General features: G+C 50.5%; 16 protein-coding genes and 1 other RNA gene. 12 read left to right on the top strand and 5 right to left on the bottom strand.

Features of this window, described 5'->3' with window-relative positions; genetic code table 11:
* Positions 1-564 precede the first annotated feature (564 nt).
* Positions 565-2,415, bottom strand: a complete 1,851-nt coding sequence (locus tag HMPREF1527_RS00810) for an elongator complex protein 3 (RefSeq protein WP_035433578.1) — start codon at positions 2,413-2,415, stop codon at positions 565-567.
* Between the two features lie 69 nt (positions 2,416-2,484).
* On the opposite strand from HMPREF1527_RS00810, the gene HMPREF1527_RS00815 reads away from it, so the two are divergent.
* From HMPREF1527_RS00815 to HMPREF1527_RS00855, 9 genes are all read left to right on the top strand, one after another.
* A complete protein-coding gene (locus HMPREF1527_RS00815; RefSeq protein ID WP_035433580.1) occupies positions 2,485-3,285 on the top strand; it encodes a bifunctional 2-polyprenyl-6-hydroxyphenol methylase/3-demethylubiquinol 3-O-methyltransferase UbiG in 801 nt (266 codons plus the stop codon).
* 191 nt (positions 3,286-3,476) lie between these two features.
* Positions 3,477-4,040 carry an alkyl hydroperoxide reductase subunit C gene (gene ahpC, locus HMPREF1527_RS00820; RefSeq protein ID WP_016476803.1) on the top strand — a complete coding sequence of 188 codons (564 nt, stop codon included), beginning with the start codon at positions 3,477-3,479 and terminating at the stop codon, positions 4,038-4,040.
* A gap of 224 nt (positions 4,041-4,264) precedes the next feature.
* On the top strand, positions 4,265-4,603 hold the full coding sequence (locus tag HMPREF1527_RS00825) for a PTS sugar transporter subunit IIB (protein ID WP_016476804.1): 339 nt from the start codon (positions 4,265-4,267) through the stop codon (positions 4,601-4,603).
* 43 nt (positions 4,604-4,646) lie between these two features.
* Positions 4,647-6,026 carry a PTS sugar transporter subunit IIC gene (locus HMPREF1527_RS00830; protein ID WP_016476805.1) on the top strand — a complete coding sequence of 460 codons (1,380 nt, stop codon included), beginning with the start codon at positions 4,647-4,649 and terminating at the stop codon, positions 6,024-6,026.
* A gap of 73 nt (positions 6,027-6,099) precedes the next feature.
* Positions 6,100-6,627, top strand: coding sequence for a GrdB-related putative oxidoreductase (locus tag HMPREF1527_RS00835; RefSeq protein WP_016476806.1), 528 nt, complete (start codon positions 6,100-6,102; stop codon positions 6,625-6,627).
* Between the two features lie 125 nt (positions 6,628-6,752).
* Positions 6,753-7,721, top strand: coding sequence for a N(4)-(beta-N-acetylglucosaminyl)-L-asparaginase (locus tag HMPREF1527_RS00840; protein ID WP_016476807.1), 969 nt, complete (start codon positions 6,753-6,755; stop codon positions 7,719-7,721).
* Positions 7,722-7,723: 2 nt separating this feature from the next.
* Positions 7,724-8,848 (top strand): Sapep family Mn(2+)-dependent dipeptidase, encoded by a 1,125-nt coding sequence (locus HMPREF1527_RS00845; RefSeq protein ID WP_016476808.1) that lies wholly within the window; start codon positions 7,724-7,726, stop codon positions 8,846-8,848.
* A 32-nt stretch (positions 8,849-8,880) separates the two neighbouring features.
* Positions 8,881-9,732 carry a copper homeostasis protein CutC gene (locus HMPREF1527_RS00850; protein ID WP_016476809.1) on the top strand — a complete coding sequence of 284 codons (852 nt, stop codon included), beginning with the start codon at positions 8,881-8,883 and terminating at the stop codon, positions 9,730-9,732.
* 24 nt (positions 9,733-9,756) lie between these two features.
* The gene (locus HMPREF1527_RS00855) at positions 9,757-10,371 is read left to right on the top strand and encodes an RDD family protein (RefSeq protein ID WP_016476810.1); all 615 of its coding nucleotides are present in this window, start codon (positions 9,757-9,759) and stop codon (positions 10,369-10,371) included.
* 12 nt (positions 10,372-10,383) lie between these two features.
* Here HMPREF1527_RS00855 and HMPREF1527_RS00860 read toward each other — a convergent pair whose 3' ends face one another.
* On the bottom strand, positions 10,384-11,205 hold the full coding sequence (locus HMPREF1527_RS00860; protein WP_016476811.1) for a Cof-type HAD-IIB family hydrolase: 822 nt from the start codon (positions 11,203-11,205) through the stop codon (positions 10,384-10,386).
* A 164-nt stretch (positions 11,206-11,369) separates the two neighbouring features.
* Here HMPREF1527_RS00860 and HMPREF1527_RS00865 point away from each other — a divergent pair, with 164 nt between their 5' ends.
* Entirely contained in the window at positions 11,370-12,350 is a 981-nt protein-coding gene (locus tag HMPREF1527_RS00865) for a Gfo/Idh/MocA family protein (RefSeq protein WP_016476812.1), read from the top strand.
* Between the two features lie 68 nt (positions 12,351-12,418).
* Here HMPREF1527_RS00865 and rnpB read toward each other — a convergent pair.
* Positions 12,419-12,783: RNase P RNA component class A (rnpB, locus tag HMPREF1527_RS07585), an RNA gene on the bottom strand.
* Between the two features lie 102 nt (positions 12,784-12,885).
* Between rnpB and HMPREF1527_RS00870 the strand changes: the two genes are divergently transcribed.
* Positions 12,886-13,446: a PTS glucose transporter subunit IIA gene (locus HMPREF1527_RS00870; RefSeq protein WP_232209512.1), complete on the top strand. Its 561-nt coding sequence runs from the start codon at positions 12,886-12,888 to the stop codon at positions 13,444-13,446.
* 2 nt (positions 13,447-13,448) lie between these two features.
* A complete protein-coding gene (locus HMPREF1527_RS00875; protein WP_016476814.1) occupies positions 13,449-14,093 on the top strand; it encodes a YigZ family protein in 645 nt (214 codons plus the stop codon).
* An 11-nt stretch (positions 14,094-14,104) separates the two neighbouring features.
* Here HMPREF1527_RS00875 and HMPREF1527_RS00880 read toward each other — a convergent pair whose 3' ends face one another.
* Together HMPREF1527_RS00880 and HMPREF1527_RS00885 are read right to left on the bottom strand one after the other, a co-directional pair.
* Positions 14,105-15,637 (bottom strand): aminopeptidase C, encoded by a 1,533-nt coding sequence (locus HMPREF1527_RS00880; protein WP_016476815.1) that lies wholly within the window; start codon positions 15,635-15,637, stop codon positions 14,105-14,107.
* Between the two features lie 50 nt (positions 15,638-15,687).
* Complete coding sequence (locus HMPREF1527_RS00885) at positions 15,688-17,046, bottom strand: aminopeptidase C (RefSeq protein WP_016476816.1); 1,359 nt, start codon at positions 17,044-17,046, stop codon at positions 15,688-15,690.
* Between the last annotated feature and the right edge of the window lie 262 nt (positions 17,047-17,308).

The following is a 17,308-nucleotide window of genomic DNA, read 5'->3' on the forward strand; positions in this document are numbered from 1 at the left end:
AATTTTGTTGCAGCTCCAGTTGATAAGTCCAAAGGTTTTTGCATGGTCTTTGGTGCCTGTTACTGTTCTCTTTCTTGCAGCAACAGTAACAGGAAATGAAACAAAACCGGTATTCAAGATCTTGTCATGTGTACTTTGGCTTGCAATGACGGCATACGCGTTGGTGTTCTTTTTGAATCAATAGTACTGTTGTAAATAGCGCTGTACAAAGCATGGTGCGGTAAGTCTGAGTACAGTGCTTTTACGCTGATTTTGAGAGTGTTATCCGGGTCAGATGGTTACTGCTGAGTAATCGGCTGTAATGCCGATGAACTCTTGTATTTCTCAGGTTGCTCAATTTAGCACTAGGTGTGCCGATTGGCTGCGCCCTTTAAATAGCAATCTGATGCTGAAATTTTGAGGTAGGGATTTAAGGGGCAGCTAGGCAGCTTAAAAAAGTGGCAGGCTTCTTATTGATTTTGCCGTTTCAATCTCTTGCCAGGTTTTAAGAAGGTTTTGTCACCTCTTGTCTGATCAGATAGAGCAGCTGTCATCTGATGCCGGCTTTATTGCATGTATGTAGTTTTACAGCTCTTTTTGCTGATATAAGTCGGCATCCTTAAAGCCCTGCGCACGATAGTAAGCGCGTGTGCCAATGGAGCTGATCACATTGAGGGCAGTATAACCTTCGTCTGCAGCAATCTTACCCGCCTGTACGAGTAGCTTTTGGCCAAGACCCTGATGTTGCGCGGATATGCCTTCTGAGCCCAGAGACAAAGCCTGGCCATAAATATGCAGTTCTCGGATCATCGCCTGATCCGGCTGGACTATCAATTCATCGGCATGTACGTCGCATGTGCCTGCCGCCAGCTCATCCCAGTGTGGGAGTGAGAGCCGACAAAAACCTGCGATTTTGTTATCTCTCGTTACCCACTGCAAAAAGTGCTCATCACTTACGGCAGTAGTATAGGTGTAGTCCTGTAAGCTGAGCTCAGCTGCACTTACCTGTTGCTGGTTGATCTCCCTGAAGCGGATCTCTTGTACACAGGAAGCCTTTTCCCCATCATTGAGCTCTTGTTCGACCATTTGGCGCAGGTTTGTGTGTTTGTTGCCCACCAAAATATCGGTGGCACTAATATCGCGGATCATACGAGAAATACGTACGTATGTCGGTGCCGCTAATACGTCGTGTACCAGCACATCTACCAGCTCGTTTTTGGAGTAGGGCTGCCAGAGTCCCTTCCGGTACTTCTTGACCAGTTGCGTACCGTCTACCAATGCGCAAGGATAGAGTTTGATCTCATCGGGAAGATAGCCGGGGTCAGTTACAAAATTGATAAAGTCTTGCTTATCTGCCTCGGGTGTTGCACCTAACAGATTGACCATAAGGTGCGAGTGGATCTTGAATCCATAGAGGCGAATAAGTGAGAATGCGCGTTTGATCTGCGCGACAGTCATTTGGCGTAAGTTGGCATCAAGAATTTCCTGCCGGGTACTTTGGATGCCGATTTGGATTTTAGTGCAGCCAAGCTGTCTGAACATGCGCAGGTTTGCGGGTATGATCGTATCAGGGCGCGTTTCTATGACCAGACCCACTACGCGGCAGGCTGCAGTCTCATTAGCACGTTGCTGTTTAAGAAGATCTTCGAAAGTAGCACGCATATGAGACCATGCAGTTTGGTGTGCTTGGCTGGTATCGTACAGCCTGTGGAAGGCCTGATTATACGTTACGGCATGCGCGTTGACGGCCGCTTGCTGACGAGCAACAAATGAAGACAGCGCTTCTTCTGTATTTTGCAATCCAAAAGAGCGATACCAATGCAGGCGCTTCTCGATCTGCTGAGGTGAACGGGGCCAATCATTGAGTGCGCGGAATAACTCGCTTATGAACCAGTATTGATAGTCCGCAGGATAATCACTCCAGGTGCCACCTAGTACAATAAGCTCGATCTTGTCTGTGGAATGGCCCATCTGATGCAGTGCTTGCAGACGAGCGGCAACTTGTACGTAAGGGTCAAAGAATGTTTGCTCCGCACGCTGACAGGCCGGCTCGTTGGCAATATAGCTTTTGGGCATGCGTAGATCACAGGGACAGTACAGGCAATTGCTTGAGCAGGTATGTGGTCGTGTGATGACCGTAATGGTGGCTACACCCGAGGCAGTGCGCCGCGGTTTCATGCGCACCGAGTGTATAAAGCGCGCTTCCAGCTCGGGCGTAACGTTCCAAGAGCGCCACAGCTCAGCATTTTTGTTCTTGACCTGTAAAAAATAGGGCAGGACAGCACGTTTGGGAATCTGTTTTGGGCTATCTATGCCACTGATGTTGTTGACAGTACCGCTGTGTGAGCGGAGCAACACCTCAAGCTGATGGGCGTCAAGAGCGCTCTGAGAGCTCGCGCGAAGTTTCTCTAGTATGTCCCATATGAGTTCGTTCATACTCGCATTATACGCAGTCAGCCTGACTTCACGTCGGTCGGAGTAGCGATAGTGAGATAAAATCCACGTATGAATACTCATATGAACATTGCCGGTACCTCATCTGACAGCAAGCAGACCGCGCGTCTGCTCAGCCACATTACCTCTGAGTTCTATGCGCAGCAGGCTCAGAGCTTCTCTGCCACGCGTCAGGCGCCTTGGCAAGGCTGGCAGCAGTGTTTGGATGCCATGCCTCGCTTTATGGCTGCCGAGAAGCCCCGTGTGCTTGATGTGGGATGCGGTAACTTACGCTTTGCTCGATTTGTGATGAAATCGGGCGTCAAACCCGCGGCGTATGTTGCGATAGATAATTGCGAGCCGCTGGTTCACTGCGGAGCGGCGGATGATCGGATTGTCTTTGTCAAAATGGATGTAGTGAACAGCCTGTTGGACAATACGTTGGCGTCTCAGCTGAAGATGCCGGCCTCTGACTTAGTAGTTGCCTTTGGCTTTATGCACCATGTGCCGGGAGCTCAAAATCGGGTGCAGCTTGTACGTACTCTGCTAGACAAAACCAAACCGGGAGGATATCTCTGTATCTCATTTTGGCAATTTATGAACAGTGTCAAATTAGCCGCTAAAGCCAATACAACAACAGCCCAGGCTTTGCAGCAGCTCCAGATGGACGCAGACGTTTTAGAGGAACACGACTACCTGCTAGGCTGGCAGGACGAAGCTCATGCATGGCGATACTGCCATCACTTTACACAAGACGAGCTTGATGACCTCATTGCTCAGCTTGGCTTTCACGTGCTCATATGCGCGCAGTTTAGCGCAGATGGAAAAGATGAAAATCTTAACCGATACCTTGTGTTCCAACGTGTGCGCTAGTACTTTTTATGCTTTTATGTACTAGCGCGAAGACTGCAAGATTACCTGTGACAGTGACTGTTGTACAGCAGAAGTTTTCGTCTCAAAATGTTGTCAGAAGATAGTTAGAATAAGCTAACTTGTGGGTATTACTACTAGCAAGGTAGCAATACCTTGACGTTGTCTGATAACCCCGACTGAAGGAGGACGACATGTCCCAGATTGGCAACGAAATCAAAGATTTTACGGTGCAGGCTTTCCAAAACAATGAAATCAAGACTGTCTCAAAAGCAGACACGCTGGGGAAGTGGAGCCTTTTCTTCTTCTATCCGGCTGACTTTACGTTTGTCTGTCCGACCGAGCTTGAGGATCTTGCAGAAAACTACAGCAAATTCCAAGAAATCGACGCGGAGATTTATTCCGTTTCCTGCGACACTGAATTCGTGCATAAGGCATGGCATGATGAGTCCGAGCGTATCTCTAAGGTAACCTATCCGATGCTCGCCGATCCCGCGCAGGTGCTTGCAAGAAACTTTGGCGTTTTGATAGAGGAAGCCGGTCAGGCTGAGCGTGGCGCATTTATCGTTGATCCTGAAGGCGTCATTCAAGTTGAGATGGTCACCGCCGGTGGCATCGGTCGCAATGCCGATGAGCTTTTGCGCCTGCTTCAGGCTGCTCAATTTGTCGCGCAATATGGCGATCAGGTATGTCCTGCCAAGTGGCACCCCGGCGCCGAAACTTTGAAGCCGGGTCTTGACCTTGTCGGTCAGCTGTAAGAAGACAAGAAAGCATGTAATGCATGCTGGCGCTCTGAAGTAAATACAGTGCACGCTCCCAGCGAACGACAGGTCCCCTTAAGGACCTGTCGTTTTCTTTATCGTCCGGCTATTTTGTGGGCTTCTGCATAAGGACGGATTTTTTCTACCGTTGACGGAGGTTCCACCTTGAAAAAATGCAACTAACTAGGAATGATGGATAGTGGTGAAAGGAGGTGAGGAATATGGGAAACACAAAAAAGATTTTCCTTTTTTGCAGTGCTGGAATGTCTACAAGTATGTTGGCATATGCAATGCAGCAGGTAGCTGATAATCATAAGTTGCCGATTACCGTTGAGGCGAAGCCGGTTGACTCTATCGGGCAAATCATTGAGGCCGAACGTCCTGACTGCATTCTTCTGGGCCCCCAAGTCTCACATATGTATAGCGAAACAGTTAAAAGGTTCGGCCCGACGGGAATACCCATCAGCCTTATTGATAAAGAATCATATGGTTTGATGGACGGAGAGAAGGTCCTTAAAAAGGCCATTCTCCTTATCAAACAGGCCAAATCAGCACAGTAAGACAAAACAGTATCGGATCTTTGCGTGGATTGGAGAAAGCACCATGATGGAACGGCTTGAAAAAATGCTGTTGCCGCTTGCGGAAGCTATTGGTAAGAACAAGTATCTTGTTGCGCTTCGCGACGGCTTTCTTGTTCTGACGCCCTTGCTTATCGCTGGCTCGATTTTCCTACTCATTGCCAACTTTCCTATTCCGGCTTGGACGGAGTGGCTTTCCTCCGTTGTCATCAATCAAAGTACTGGTGAAACGCTCGAAGCCTTTGTGTCTAAACCCTCGTCGGCAACCTTTTCAATTATGGCAATCTTTGCTGTGATCGGCATTGCTTATTCATTTGCGCGTGAGATGAAGACGGATAAGATTTTTGCCGCGGCGACTGCGGTCATGTCCTGGTTCCTTCTTATGCCGTACTGGGTGAACGGATCTGCGCTTATCAATGGCGAGAAGACTGCTGTGACTATTCCAGGCATCTCTACCGGATGGGTCGGCGCTAAAGGTATCTTTATCGGCATTATCTGTGCTTTTGTATCTGTTCACATTTATAAATGGGTTGAAGACAGGGGCTGGACTATCAAGATGCCTCCCGGAGTACCTCCCACTGTCGTCAAGTCTTTCTCAGCACTTATTCCTGCCTGCGTTGTTATGATTGTTTTCTTTAGCATCAACCTCGTGCTCGGTCTTGCGCAAACCGATGCGTTTACCATCGTTTACAAGTTTTTGCAGACGCCGCTTCTCAATCTTGGTGATACGCTAGGGGCTATGGTAGTTGCCTATATCTTCCTGCACCTTTTCTGGTTCTTTGGCATCAACGGCGGTTCTGTGGTAGGCGCCGTATTCAATCCTATTCTTCAGACGCTTTCAGCTGAAAACGTAGCTTTCTTTACCACTGGGGCTGGATCCCCTCACATTATCTGTCAACAGTTCCAAGATCTCTTTGCAACTTTTGGCGGCTGTGGCTCAACGCTTTCTCTTGTTATTGCCATGTTTATGGTTTGCAAGTCTGAGCGCATAAAGAAACTTTCAAAGTTGGCTCTCGTGCCCGGTATTTTTGGCATCAACGAACCAATTGTCTTCGGCCTTCCCCTTGTGCTGAACCCCGCGATGTTAATTCCCTTTATGCTGGTTCCGACGCTCAACATCGTAATTTCTTATGCCTGTATGTCGCTCGGACTGGTTCCGGTATGTTCAGGTATCAATATTCCCTGGACGATGCCGGTTATTATTTCCGGTTTCCTAGCTACCAACTGGGCCGGTGCGCTCCTGCAAGCGCTCCTTCTTGTTATGGGCGTCTTTATCTACATACCGTTTATTAAGGCTATGGATAACGAATATCTTAAGGAAGAGCGGGAGAGCGTTGCCAAGATGGCCAAGACTGATGAGGCTGACGATATCGACCTCGATAACCTTTCCTTTGATGACCTGTGATGCGTACGATTTTCGTTTTGATTTTGAATGCAAGTACGCGCGGTTAGACGCGTTTGGAAGGCGGGATTTGCATATGAAGATAGTGATGGTATTCGATCAGATCCAGGCGGGCGCTGGCATTAAAGATGATCATATGGTTCCTTTAGGAATCATGAAGGGTGCCGTTGGACCCGCAATCATGATGGAGCCATATTTGAAGGCAATTGACGGTCATGTTCTGGCGTGTTTGTACTGTGGCGACGGCTACTATGCTCAAAACAGACAGGAATGCCTTCGCAAGTATTGCGCTATGGTCGAGAAGATAAAGCCTGACGTAGTCATATGCGGTCCCGCTTTCAATTACCTTGGTTTTGGTCGTATGGCTGCTGAAGTTGCTCTTGCCGTACAGGAGACGGGTACATCTCAGGCAATTGCAGCACTCTCCGAGGAAAACGAAGAGACTATTGCTGTCTACAAAGACCGCGTGCCATTGGTGAAAACTCCCAAGAAGGGCGGGATTGGCCTTGACCGTTCATTGCGCGCGATTTGTGATCTGGCTGATGCGTTGCATTCCGGTGACAGTGTCCGTATCAGCGAACTTCAAAAGGAATATTGCTTCTAACGCGCTGCAAAGAGGCGTATACAAAAAAGAAATGTACACAAAATAATCGAACGTGTAGCAGCGGCAAACGATAAAGCAGTGACTTCGGGCTAAAGAGAGATTTAAAAGAACGGAGGACGGATAGTATGTGGGGAATTATTGCTACATGGCGTATGGCGTTGGAAGGCGTCTCCGGAGCGGCGCGTATGCTTGTAGAAGGTGAGTCGGCAGGTGATGCCGTTGAAGCCGCCGTCCGTAAAGTGGAGGATTTCCCGTATTACAAATCCGTAGGTTTTGGTGGTCTTCCCAATGCTGAAGGAGACGTAGAGCTTGATGCCGGCTTTATGGACGGCGATACACTTGCTTTCGGTTCCGTTGGGGCTCTCAAGGATTTTGCAAATCCCGTATCTATTGCCCGCGCTCTTTCCCAAACTACTGCCAATTGCGTGCTGATGGGAGAAGGTGCCGAGAAGTATGCGGCACGTCAGGGGTTTGAGCGCAAAACGATGCTTACTGACCGAGCGAGAATTCGCTATATGAACCGTCTCAAAACTGATGGCGGCACAGCTATTCATACGGATCTGAAACCCTATGCGGGTCACGATACTGTTGGTATGGTGTGTCTGGATGCTAAGGGTACGATTGCCTCGGCAACTTCTACCAGTGGACTGTTTATGAAACGTCCTGGACGCATTGGTGATTCTCCCATATGTGGAGCGGGACTTTATGCCGATAGTTGTCGTGGTGGTGCCACAGTAACAGGTCTGGGTGAGGACTGCATGAGAGGCTGCATCTCATATGAGGTGGTACGGCTTATGGGAGAGGGTCTGAGACCTCAGGAAGCATGCGAGCAAGCAGTTGCCGCTCTTGATGAGAAGCTCAGGCGCGTGCGTGGCTCTGCAGGAGACCTTTCAATCGTTGCTATGAATGCTCAGGGAGCATGGGGTGCGGCTACCAATATAGACGGATTTTCCTTTGTGGTGGCTACAGAAGAACTTGCACCTGTCGTGTACGTTGCAGAGCGCCAAGGCTCCCATACCGTCTATCAACCGGCCACGAAAGCGTGGCTTGATGAATACATGACAGCGCGTACTGCGCCGGTGGAGCTGATATAAAAATGGCTGTTTCTGCGAAAAACACATTCTCTGATGAAGTTATCTTCAAGGCTGTTGATGCTTTTGCGCCATACATGATTGAGGCCATCAAAAACATCGTGCGCATTAACAGCGTGCAAGGCGAACCGACTCCTGAGGCTCCTTTTGGAATAGGAGTAAAGCACGCTCTTAAGCAGGCGTTGTTTGATGCTTCTGAGCTTGGATTCACAACAAAAAACGTTGATGATTATATGGGATACGCATCCTTTGGCTCATCGGAAGAATATATTTGTGCGGTAGGTCATCTGGATGTAGTACCTGCTGGTTTTGGATGGACACATGAGCCGTTTGGCGCGGAAGTAGCAGGGGGCATCATATATGGCAGAGGTGTTCTTGACAACAAAGGTCCTATCTACGCGTGTCTCTACGCGCTAGCCGCTCTCAAAAAATTAGGATTTGAGCCAGAAACCCAGATCCGAATCATATTCGGTTGCAATGAAGAAACCGGCTTTGGAGATCTTGAGTATTACCTTGCACATGAGAAGCCACCCGTTATGGGCTTTACGCCTGACTGCAAGTATCCGGTGGTATATGCCGAGCGTGGTCGGCTTGTAGTCCGTCTTTTCCCGCGAAGTGGTAAGCCTGAAGATGTTGCAGGTCTCCTAAACTCATGTGTCTTGAATACTCGCGATACAGGGGAGACTTTTGGGATTGCATATGCGCATAAGGAGTTTGGAAAACTCCAGACAAAAAACTACCGTATTGATTCTCAAATGCGCTATGTTGAAATGGCCATAAGTTATCCCGCAGGTATTACTGCAGTTGAACTGGTAGGTCGTATACAAGCGGCTCTTCCGGAAATACGTGTAGAAACAGTGCTAAACTGGGACCCTGTGCGGTTTGACCGCTCTTCTCATCTTGTAAAAACACTGCAATTAACATATGAGCGTGTGACGGGACTTGATGGTACGCCGGTAACTACTACAGGCGGGACCTATGCCAAACTGATGCCTCATATTGTACCGTTTGGGCCTTCGTTTCCCGGGCAAAAGGGCATAGGACATCTGCCAGACGAGTGGATGTCCATCAGCGATATCATCAAAAACGCGAAGATTTACGCCTTAAGTCTTTACGAGCTTTCCCGGTAAGACAAAGTCTGTGAAAAGGAGTCGCCTCAACTATGCGAAAGACAGAATACGTGTCTAAGGGCAGGCATATTTCGAAGAGTGAAGATACGTCGGAGACAGGATACGTGCAAAAGGCTCAAGGTATGCACGGTCGCATTGTTGAGATTTGCTGCGGAGGATTTGCCGATGCTCTGACTGCGGAAAAGGGTGGCGCACGGAGGGTGGAACTCAATTCTGCCCTGCCTTTGGGAGGTCTGACGCCAAGTGCCGCAAGTCTGCGGCTTGTCAAAGCACATACCTCACTTGAAACGATATGCATGGTTCGTCCGCGTGCCGCCGGTTTTGCCTATTCAGACGCTGAATTTGAGCAGATGAAAGCAGAAACGAAAGCGCTCCTTGCAGCAGGTGCGGATGGGATTGCCTTTGGCATACTGACGCCTGTTTCCACGGTAGATCTAGCTCGCTCGCGCGCATTGGCCGATATTGTCCATGAGGCGGGTGCTGTTGCGGTCTTTCATCGTGCTTTTGATATGACACCTCAACCTTTTAATGCCATTGAGGCTCTTATCGAACTGGTTCATGCCGACAGAGTCCTCACTTCAGGACAGCGTCCAACCGCGCTTGCCGGCGTGTCTTTGATTGCACGTCTTCAAAGAGAGTATGGTGCTGAGATTGAGATTCTTCCTGGTTCGGGCATTACGCCGGATAACGTGAGTCGGTTTATACGGGAGACTAACGTAGGCCAGGTGCACGCTTCGTGCAAGAGTAAGGTAGAGGATCCCACCACCCAATCGCCTTTCGTAAGCTTTGCCTACCTTGACGGCGCGGACACTGTGGGGTATGAAAAAGTTACATTCGAACGCGTTTGTCAGCTTGTCAAAAACGTCTCGGAACTGCCAGCCTAGCGACAGAACATGTAAGAGGATAAAGTGGATACCGATATCAAAAATGCTAATGTAGATATTCAAGAGCGCTGCGTAGCGCCTGGCAAGACGGATCTTTTGCCTGACGCTCATCTTGGCGTACGTTTTATCGCCTATCTAATCGATTGGTATATTGGTGCCTTAGTGACAGCACTTCCGATGGCCGTTTGCGCGCAAAAACTTTATGGTGATGTGACTATGCAAAATATCCTCTCTTTTGAAGCTCCCTATGGGCTTGTTGCAGGACTTTTTTCGCTGCTTTGCGCGGTTTTGTACTTTGTAGTGTTGCCCGTGTTGGTGTGGCAGGGTCAGACCCTAGGAAAGCACTTTTTGCATGTAAAAATCGTTTCGGCGGATGGCTCAAAGGCATCAGTGTCTCAGCTTTTGCTGAGGCAGGTTATAGGCATTATTGTTGTGGAAGGCGCTCTCGTGACGGCAAGCACGGTCCTTCGCAATGTATTGCAGCTCGTCTTGGGAATCAATGTAGCGTATGGGGTGTATGTGGGCATTGCAATCAGTTTGATAAGTGTGGCTATGTTGTGGTTTACCAAAGGCCATCGCGCGCTGCACGATTTCATTGGAGGAACTAAGGTAGTTCGTATCCCTAGTGAGAACATATAGTCTTTTTTGACGCTAGGATAGAACGAATTTCTCGATAACCTCAGCGACGCCGCCGGCGTTGTTGTCGAGGGTAGTCACATAGTCCGCTTGACATTTAAGTTCTTTGGGGGCGTTTGCCATGAATACTCCGAGGCCTGCGGTTTTAACCATGGGCAGGTCGTTGTAGTTATCTCCGATAGCGATAATCTCTTCTGCGGGAATGTCGAGAATTTCTCCCAGGCGCAGGAGGCCCGTACCCTTATTGACGCCCTTTTTATTAAATTCAAGATAGCGATTGGCAGAAAAGCTGACGTCTATGTCGTCCGTGATATCCTGCCATTCTTGCGCAAGCTGGTGAAGATAGGCAACGTTTGTATTCATGACCAGGCATTTAATGATTTGCTCGTCGGCGAGAAAGTCGAGGTTTGGCTCATCGGTTTCATCCATCTTTTGCAGCTTGCAAGTATAGCGGCGCTCAATTTCAGGAACGTTCCACGCCCAGATCTTGTGAGCCGTATACACATGAACACAGAGATCGCCGAGGGCAAGCGCTCTTTGCAGCACCTCATTCGCGAATGCGCGCGATATACCTTCCATGCTGATGACGCGGTTGCCTTTGTTTTCGGTGATAACACCGCTGTTAAACGAGATGGTGTATTCATTCGGTTGATCATAAAGACCAAGCTCTTTCAAGGTAATCTGAATGCTCTGGTAGTTTCTGCCTGACGCGGGAACAAACTTGACCCCTTTGTTTCTCGCGGTAAGGATGGCCTTGCGCGCGTTTTCAGGAAGACAATGATTCGAGTCAAGCAACGTTTCATCAAGATCGCTTGCGATGAGCTTGTAGGAGGGCATGAAGTTCCAATCTGCTTGCCTTGCTTTTGATATTTCATTGTAGACATATCCGGCAGGCGTGTGCCAGATTGCTCGAGCGTTTCGCCGTTTTTTGCAGCTCTTGAAAGGCTCTGTGGCAGCTCGACGTATACTTTTAGCATCAGAAGCGCAAGAAGGGAAATGACATGAAACTCGCAGTGATTGGCACCGGAAAGATCGCGCATCAAGTTGTATCGTACCTTGTGGCGTGGGGCTATGAGTTTGCCGCGGTGGTGAGCACGCCGCGCTCCTTTGACGCAGCTCAAGAGCTCGCGCAGCTGACGAGAAGTGCCGCTTATAGCTCCTTCAAGGATGCCCTGGCAGGCGCTGAGTTTGATACGGTCTACATTACCACCCCCAACAACACGCACTTCTCGCTTGCTCAAGCTGCGCTTGAGGCGGATAAGAACGTCATTGTTGAGAAGCCGATGACGTCGAATTTTGCTGAGGCTCAAAAGCTGGCAGATCTTGCCCGTACGAGGGATCTCTTCCTGTATGAGGCGACTACAACGCTTTATCAACCAAACTATCAGGCTATCCGGGAAGTGCTGCCGCAACTGGGCGCAATACGGCTCGTGTCGTCAGAGTACAGTCAATATTCCAGCCGCTATGACGCTTTTTGCGCAGGACAGAATCCGCGCGCGTTTACCCTGGAGGCGTCAGGTGGCTCCTTGATGGATATCGGCCTATATGCTGTGACGTGGATTGTGGGTCTTTTTGGCAAGCCTCAGCGAGTGCGACGCGCCGCTACTATCCAGCGTGGCATTGATACTTCCGGTATTACGACGCTTGATTACGGTGATTTTCAGGCTGTGGCGCTGGACGCAAAGGATTGCGATGGACCAAACCGCTCGGTTATCGAGGGCGAGAAGGGCTATCTTGTACAGCATACGGCGCCTGGAGTGTGTGGCCGTGCGACTCTTCTGCTGCGCGGGAAAGCAGAGGAAGAGATTGATCTCAATCCTGCGAATCATTATCAGGCGGAATTTGAAGCCTTTGCCCGTGCTATTGATACCGGAAACAGAAAACATTGCGCTCGTCAGCTTGAAATCAGCTTGGCGGTGTCTCAGGTTCTCACCGACGCGCGCTATGACACGGGTGTGCGTTTTCCAGCGGACAAGGCATAGGGGACAAGGGATAAGAGATAGGGATAGGAGATAGCCGAAAACCACGGATCTTCTCGATTTTTTGGAAAGAGCAAAGCGGGCCTGTAAGCCGGGTTCTGTCGTGGACGACCATTTATCTACGAATGCCGTTGCCGACATCCTCTAGCGCGCAACCCGAGCGCAGTGCGGGCTACACCATAGCGCTCCTATTTGCGTTTGCTCCGGATGGGGTTTACCAAGCCGCCCTGTCGCCAGAGCGCTGGTAGTCTCTTACACTACCGTTTCAGCTTTTCTCTTTACGCTTGCGCGCAGGTGAGAGTCTTCTTTTCTGCGGCACTTTCCGTCGGGTCACCCCGCCTGGCCGTTAGCCAGCATCCTGCCCGTGGAGCCCGGACTTTCCTCATGGCAGCCCTCCAAGACTGGATGGCCGCCCCGCGGTCGTCTGGCCCGCTTTGCAGAGGCGATTGTAACACTAAATCGAGCCCAATAGAAAAGTTTGCTACGCGGCGCATTCGACACTGGTACTATTAAAAACAGTGATATTCAAGCGAGCCATATGGGGGAGATTATGGGCCTACTGGATTTTCTGAAGAAACAGTCTGCTGGCGAGAAGAACGCCGTGCCGGAGCCTATCCACGTACATGAGAAAAAACTGACCGTTTTCGCGCCTGCTACGGGTCGTGGCGTTGCCTTGGCCGATGTTCCCGATCCTGTTTTTTCCGGCGGTGTTTTGGGCGAGGGTTATGGTATCTGGCCCGAAGAAGGCGTCATCTACGCCCCAGTAAGCGGCGTTGTCAGTGCGACCACTCCAACCATGCATGCGCTTGGCCTTACCTCCAAAGACGGCCTTGAGATTCTGATTCATGTCGGTGTTGATACTGTTGAGATGCGCGGAGATGGCTTTATCTCTTTTGTCAAACAGGACGAGGAAGTCAAGGTTGGTCAACCGCTCATGAGCTTTGATTTGAAAAAAATCCACGCCGCGAAACATCCTGAGGTTATTATCATTGCGATAACCAATACCTCTGAGCTTGCAGGCGTTACTCCCGTAGAGCCGACCGAAAAGATTGAAGCGGGCGCTCCCATCCTTTGCGTCTCTGCGAAGGCTGCCAACTAATAGTGAGTCGTTTGTCATACAAAACGCTTGCTTCGGGCTTTGAAGCGACCGGCATTTATGAGGATCGCCGGAGCCGTTTTATTGCCCAACTTACTCATATTGTGTCCGAAGATGAGGCGAACGACTATATCGCCGGCGTTCGCGCGCGTTATCATGACGCCCGCCACAACGTGCCGGCATGGATTTTATCGGATGGCCGTGAGCGCTGCTCTGACGACGGTGAACCATCACGTACTGCCGGTATGCCAATCCTTGAGGTTTTACATGGCGCCGGTCTTGCCGATGTGTGCTGTGTGGTGACGCGCTACTTCGGCGGCACGTTGCTTGGTCCGGGAGGTTTGGTCCGCGCATATACCGCAGCAACGCAGATTGCTCTTACGGATGCCGAGAAGAACAACTCACTTGTTGAAATGCGTTCGGTGACTCGTGTGACACTGACAACAGTGCCGTATGCGCTGTACGAGCGCATACGGCACTTGGCGTCTGATGCGGGCGGTAAGGTTGCGCGCGCTGACTTTGAAGCTGAGGTTTTTCTTGCCATCGACTTCAAAAGCGGAGAAGAGAAGCCATTTATAGACGCTCTGAGAGAGCTCGGCTCAGGAAATCTTCTGCCGATGGTGCAATCCCCGCGCTTTGACGCGTTCTAGCGTTCTAGCCGCTACTCGCGGCCGTATCCGCCGAGCGCATAGCCCATGCCAGACCAAGGATCAACTTCAACATCCTTTGTTTCGTCATCCCAAAGTTTGAGGAGTTCCTCGGAAACGTATTCGCGGCGCACATCGGACTCTCCGCCGTACAGGCGGAACCAATCGGCGCTCATGATGAGATAGCCGTCTTTGCCGGCGTCCTTGCCCCAGCTGTTTTCAATGCGCCACTGCTTTGCCTTACCGTCTTTACCAAGTTCAACACCCTGGAAGGTCATGGCGTGAGTGAGGCATGTCTCGTAGTGGTCAATCATGGAAGTGCGGTCCATGTCAAAGTCAACGCCAAAAAGGCCGTTGAAATCAACGGTATCGGTGGACAGGACATAGTTGAAGTCCTGAATGCGGCGAGGGAACTCCTGCATAACGTCGCATGCCATGGCGACCGGGTGTCCCGCCTTGAGAGATGCGATGGTAGCGGCCTCAAGAACCTCAGGAGCGACATTTAAGAAACGCGCCTTCAGGCCGCCAAGGACAGAGTCAACATACTTAACACGATAGACCGTGCCATAAGGGAATTTTGAGCCGGGAATGGAAACGAGTGAGACGAAGGCATCAACGTTGACGTTGCAGTACCTTTTCGCAAACTGAAGCGGCGTGATGTTAAGGTCGCGGAGAATCTGGGCGCCTTTCTCGTCTTTTTTGTCGCCTTTGTCCACGTCCTTTGCCAGATTCTTGCCGGCTTTTGCGGAGGACTTTGCAGCGGAGCCTTCAGCAGGCTGTGGCGCGTTGTTCTCGCCAGGTTCAACAGGGAAGAGTTTTTTAGCGTCAGCCTTGCAGTCCTTGCCAACTTTCATTTCAAAATCAAATTTGATTGGCGGCTCGCCAAGGCAGACGGAAAGAATCTTGTAGAAATCGCCGAGCATCTTCTGCTTGGTTGCGTGGAGCTCATCAAGGGTAGCACCGTCGGCTGCAGCTTTGCGGAGCAGTGCGGCGTCTTTGCGGAAGAGACGGTTGATACGCCCGTCCATCTGGTCTGAGTTCTTGGAGCAGGCGGTCTCGGGCATGGCACTCTTGGGAACCAGTCCGTATTTCTTTACTAAGTTCATGGCAAAGGGATAGTAGCCACCGTCTCCGATACCCTCGGTAAGAAGCGTCTGCACCAAGCGATCATCAGCAGGTTTGTTGGTAGTTTCGATGATGTATTCAAGCGTTGAATTGACTTTTTCAAGCTTGTCATAAAACATACCGTATGCCTGCGAAAACTCAAACGTATCCACATCCAAAAATTTGATGGCTTCCTGACGCAGGACGTTGAAGGCGGCAAACATCCAGCAGCGGCCGCTTTGGCGCTGGTTGGTAATATCGCCGGTCTTGGGAATGGAAATGCCGTACGTATCGGTGTAGCTGCGCATGGCGGTAACGTCACGAGCCGCCGCCATAACGTCCATGGACGTGACAGAGTTACGTGCAATACGATTAGCCCGATCTTTGCTAAATGCCTTTTGCTGTTTTGCGGCCCATTTGGGGTCAATGGTTGCTTCTGACATACAGTCTCCTTACTGTGAATTACATAAAACGCTGTTGCTGCGATATGCGTTTAGCGGCAGCGGGCGAGTGATCCCATGGGATCCCAGGGTTCAAGTACCGTTGGCGTTTCAGTCTCAAAGATGTGCTTTTGCTCTTCAGTCAGATACTTCTTGTCAACGACGACCTGGTAGACGTACTCATCAAACCAGGAATCCGAAATAGTATCGAAGCCGTCGCGGCCGTGATCCTTGCCCCAGCTGTTCTCTACCTTCCAAAGGGTCGGTTTGTCATTCTGATCAAGGTTGACACCCTCAAGTACCATGGCGTGCGTCATGAGCGACTCACCATAGTCAAGGCGCTCCGCCTTATTGAGCGCGCCTTCGACCGGGAAGCCGAAAAGAGCGTCGATATCCAAAGCACGAGTGTCCATAATGCCTTCATCGCGGAGATACGACTGATCAACATCGCAGCCAAACCACACCGGCAGATTATCCTTAAGCTGTGCGATGGCCACGCGCTTGAGCTCTTTCGGTTCAAGGTTGATGTAGCGTACGCCGCCGTCTTCAATGACATTGCCCAGACGGGAGACCGTATAGGTATGATTGAAAGGCTTGTCGGCTGTCGGAGCTGAGATGAGAGAGATGTAATCGTCAAGGTTCATGTCAACAAACTCGTCAAAGAACTGTTGGGGAGTGTAGGTGCCAGCAGCTACGAGTTTGTCGTCCTTGTCGCGCAGGCGTACCTCAAAGCGCGCTGGAGGCTCTCCGAGGCAGGTGACGAGAAGGGCGTAGACCTCGCTCATCATTTCTTTCTTCATTTCTCGAAGTGTTTCCTCTGATTCTCCGGCTTCGTGTGTCTCACGCAGGCGTTTAGCTGCTCCGCGCAGGTAACGAGTCAAGTACTTGTCCATGTCATGCGTATTGCTGGAGTTCTCGGTTTCAGGCATGGCTTCCTTGGGTACGACGCCGTACTTCTTTACGAGGCTCTTGAACATATCCCACTGTCCACCGTCGCCGATGGGATCAGTTAGCAGGAACGAAACAAGACGACCGTTGAGCGGTTCGTTGAGGGTATCGAGGATATTCTCAAGGAACCAGTTAGATTTTTCCATCTTGTCCCAGAACAGGGGATAGGCTTGCGAAAGCTCAAAGGTGGAAAGGTTGTATGTTTTGATAATACGGTAGCGGAAGGTGTTGAGAGAAGCGAACATCCAGCAGCGGCCGGAGTGCTTCTGATTGGTACGCTCACCCTGCTTGACCTCTATGTCAAATGACAGCGGATTTTCCGCGACACCCTCGGGAACGCGCGCTGCTTTGCGTACGCCGGCGGCAGTGGCGGCGTTTTTAGCAACCAGGTTCGCACGCTCAGAGACAAAGTTGTCTTGCGCGGAAGAAACGTCATCGAAGGTAATGCTTTTCATTTCGTCCATAGATACTCCTTTACGGCTTGAATGACAGAACCGTTTAAGTATATGCCCAGAGGCAGCGATCAATTTCAAAGAGTTACCTTATAGAAACTTAGTCCGTTTGACCGCGAAGGGCCATGCAGGCCTGCTGCCCCTTTCGAAGTGGACGGAGCTTGCCGTGCGGAGTGAGATCCTCGGCGACATCTGCGCATCCATCGCGGTCGTGCAGACGAGGTCCGTCATCGCGGAGGCGGGACTCAAGGCATCGCCGACGGCGCTTTGGGGG

The organism is Atopobium sp. oral taxon 199 str. F0494 (assembly GCF_000411555.1).
Taxonomy (GTDB): Bacteria; Actinomycetota; Coriobacteriia; order Coriobacteriales; family Atopobiaceae; genus Lancefieldella.

What these genes read in the sequence shown, in the direction of transcription:
- HMPREF1527_RS00860 (WP_016476811.1), bottom strand. Translation starts at nt 11,205, where the DNA reads ATGCCCTCCTACAAGCTCATCGCAAGCGATCTTGATGAAACGTTGCTT.
- HMPREF1527_RS00885 (WP_016476816.1), bottom strand. Translation starts at nt 17,046, where the DNA reads ATGGACGAAATGAAAAGCATTACCTTCGATGACGTTTCTTCCGCGCAA.
- HMPREF1527_RS00835 (WP_016476806.1), top strand. Translation starts at nt 6,100, where the DNA reads ATGAAGATAGTGATGGTATTCGATCAGATCCAGGCGGGCGCTGGCATT.
- HMPREF1527_RS00830 (WP_016476805.1), top strand. Translation starts at nt 4,647, where the DNA reads ATGATGGAACGGCTTGAAAAAATGCTGTTGCCGCTTGCGGAAGCTATT.
- HMPREF1527_RS00870 (WP_232209512.1), top strand. Translation starts at nt 12,886, where the DNA reads ATGGGGGAGATTATGGGCCTACTGGATTTTCTGAAGAAACAGTCTGCT.
- HMPREF1527_RS00880 (WP_016476815.1), bottom strand. Translation starts at nt 15,637, where the DNA reads ATGTCAGAAGCAACCATTGACCCCAAATGGGCCGCAAAACAGCAAAAG.
- HMPREF1527_RS00845 (WP_016476808.1), top strand. Translation starts at nt 7,724, where the DNA reads ATGGCTGTTTCTGCGAAAAACACATTCTCTGATGAAGTTATCTTCAAG.
- HMPREF1527_RS00865 (WP_016476812.1), top strand. Translation starts at nt 11,370, where the DNA reads ATGAAACTCGCAGTGATTGGCACCGGAAAGATCGCGCATCAAGTTGTA.
- HMPREF1527_RS00850 (WP_016476809.1), top strand. Translation starts at nt 8,881, where the DNA reads ATGCGAAAGACAGAATACGTGTCTAAGGGCAGGCATATTTCGAAGAGT.
- HMPREF1527_RS00810 (WP_035433578.1), bottom strand. Translation starts at nt 2,415, where the DNA reads ATGAACGAACTCATATGGGACATACTAGAGAAACTTCGCGCGAGCTCT.
- ahpC (WP_016476803.1), top strand. Translation starts at nt 3,477, where the DNA reads ATGTCCCAGATTGGCAACGAAATCAAAGATTTTACGGTGCAGGCTTTC.
- HMPREF1527_RS00815 (WP_035433580.1), top strand. Translation starts at nt 2,485, where the DNA reads ATGAATACTCATATGAACATTGCCGGTACCTCATCTGACAGCAAGCAG.
- HMPREF1527_RS00840 (WP_016476807.1), top strand. Translation starts at nt 6,753, where the DNA reads ATGTGGGGAATTATTGCTACATGGCGTATGGCGTTGGAAGGCGTCTCC.
- HMPREF1527_RS00825 (WP_016476804.1), top strand. Translation starts at nt 4,265, where the DNA reads ATGGGAAACACAAAAAAGATTTTCCTTTTTTGCAGTGCTGGAATGTCT.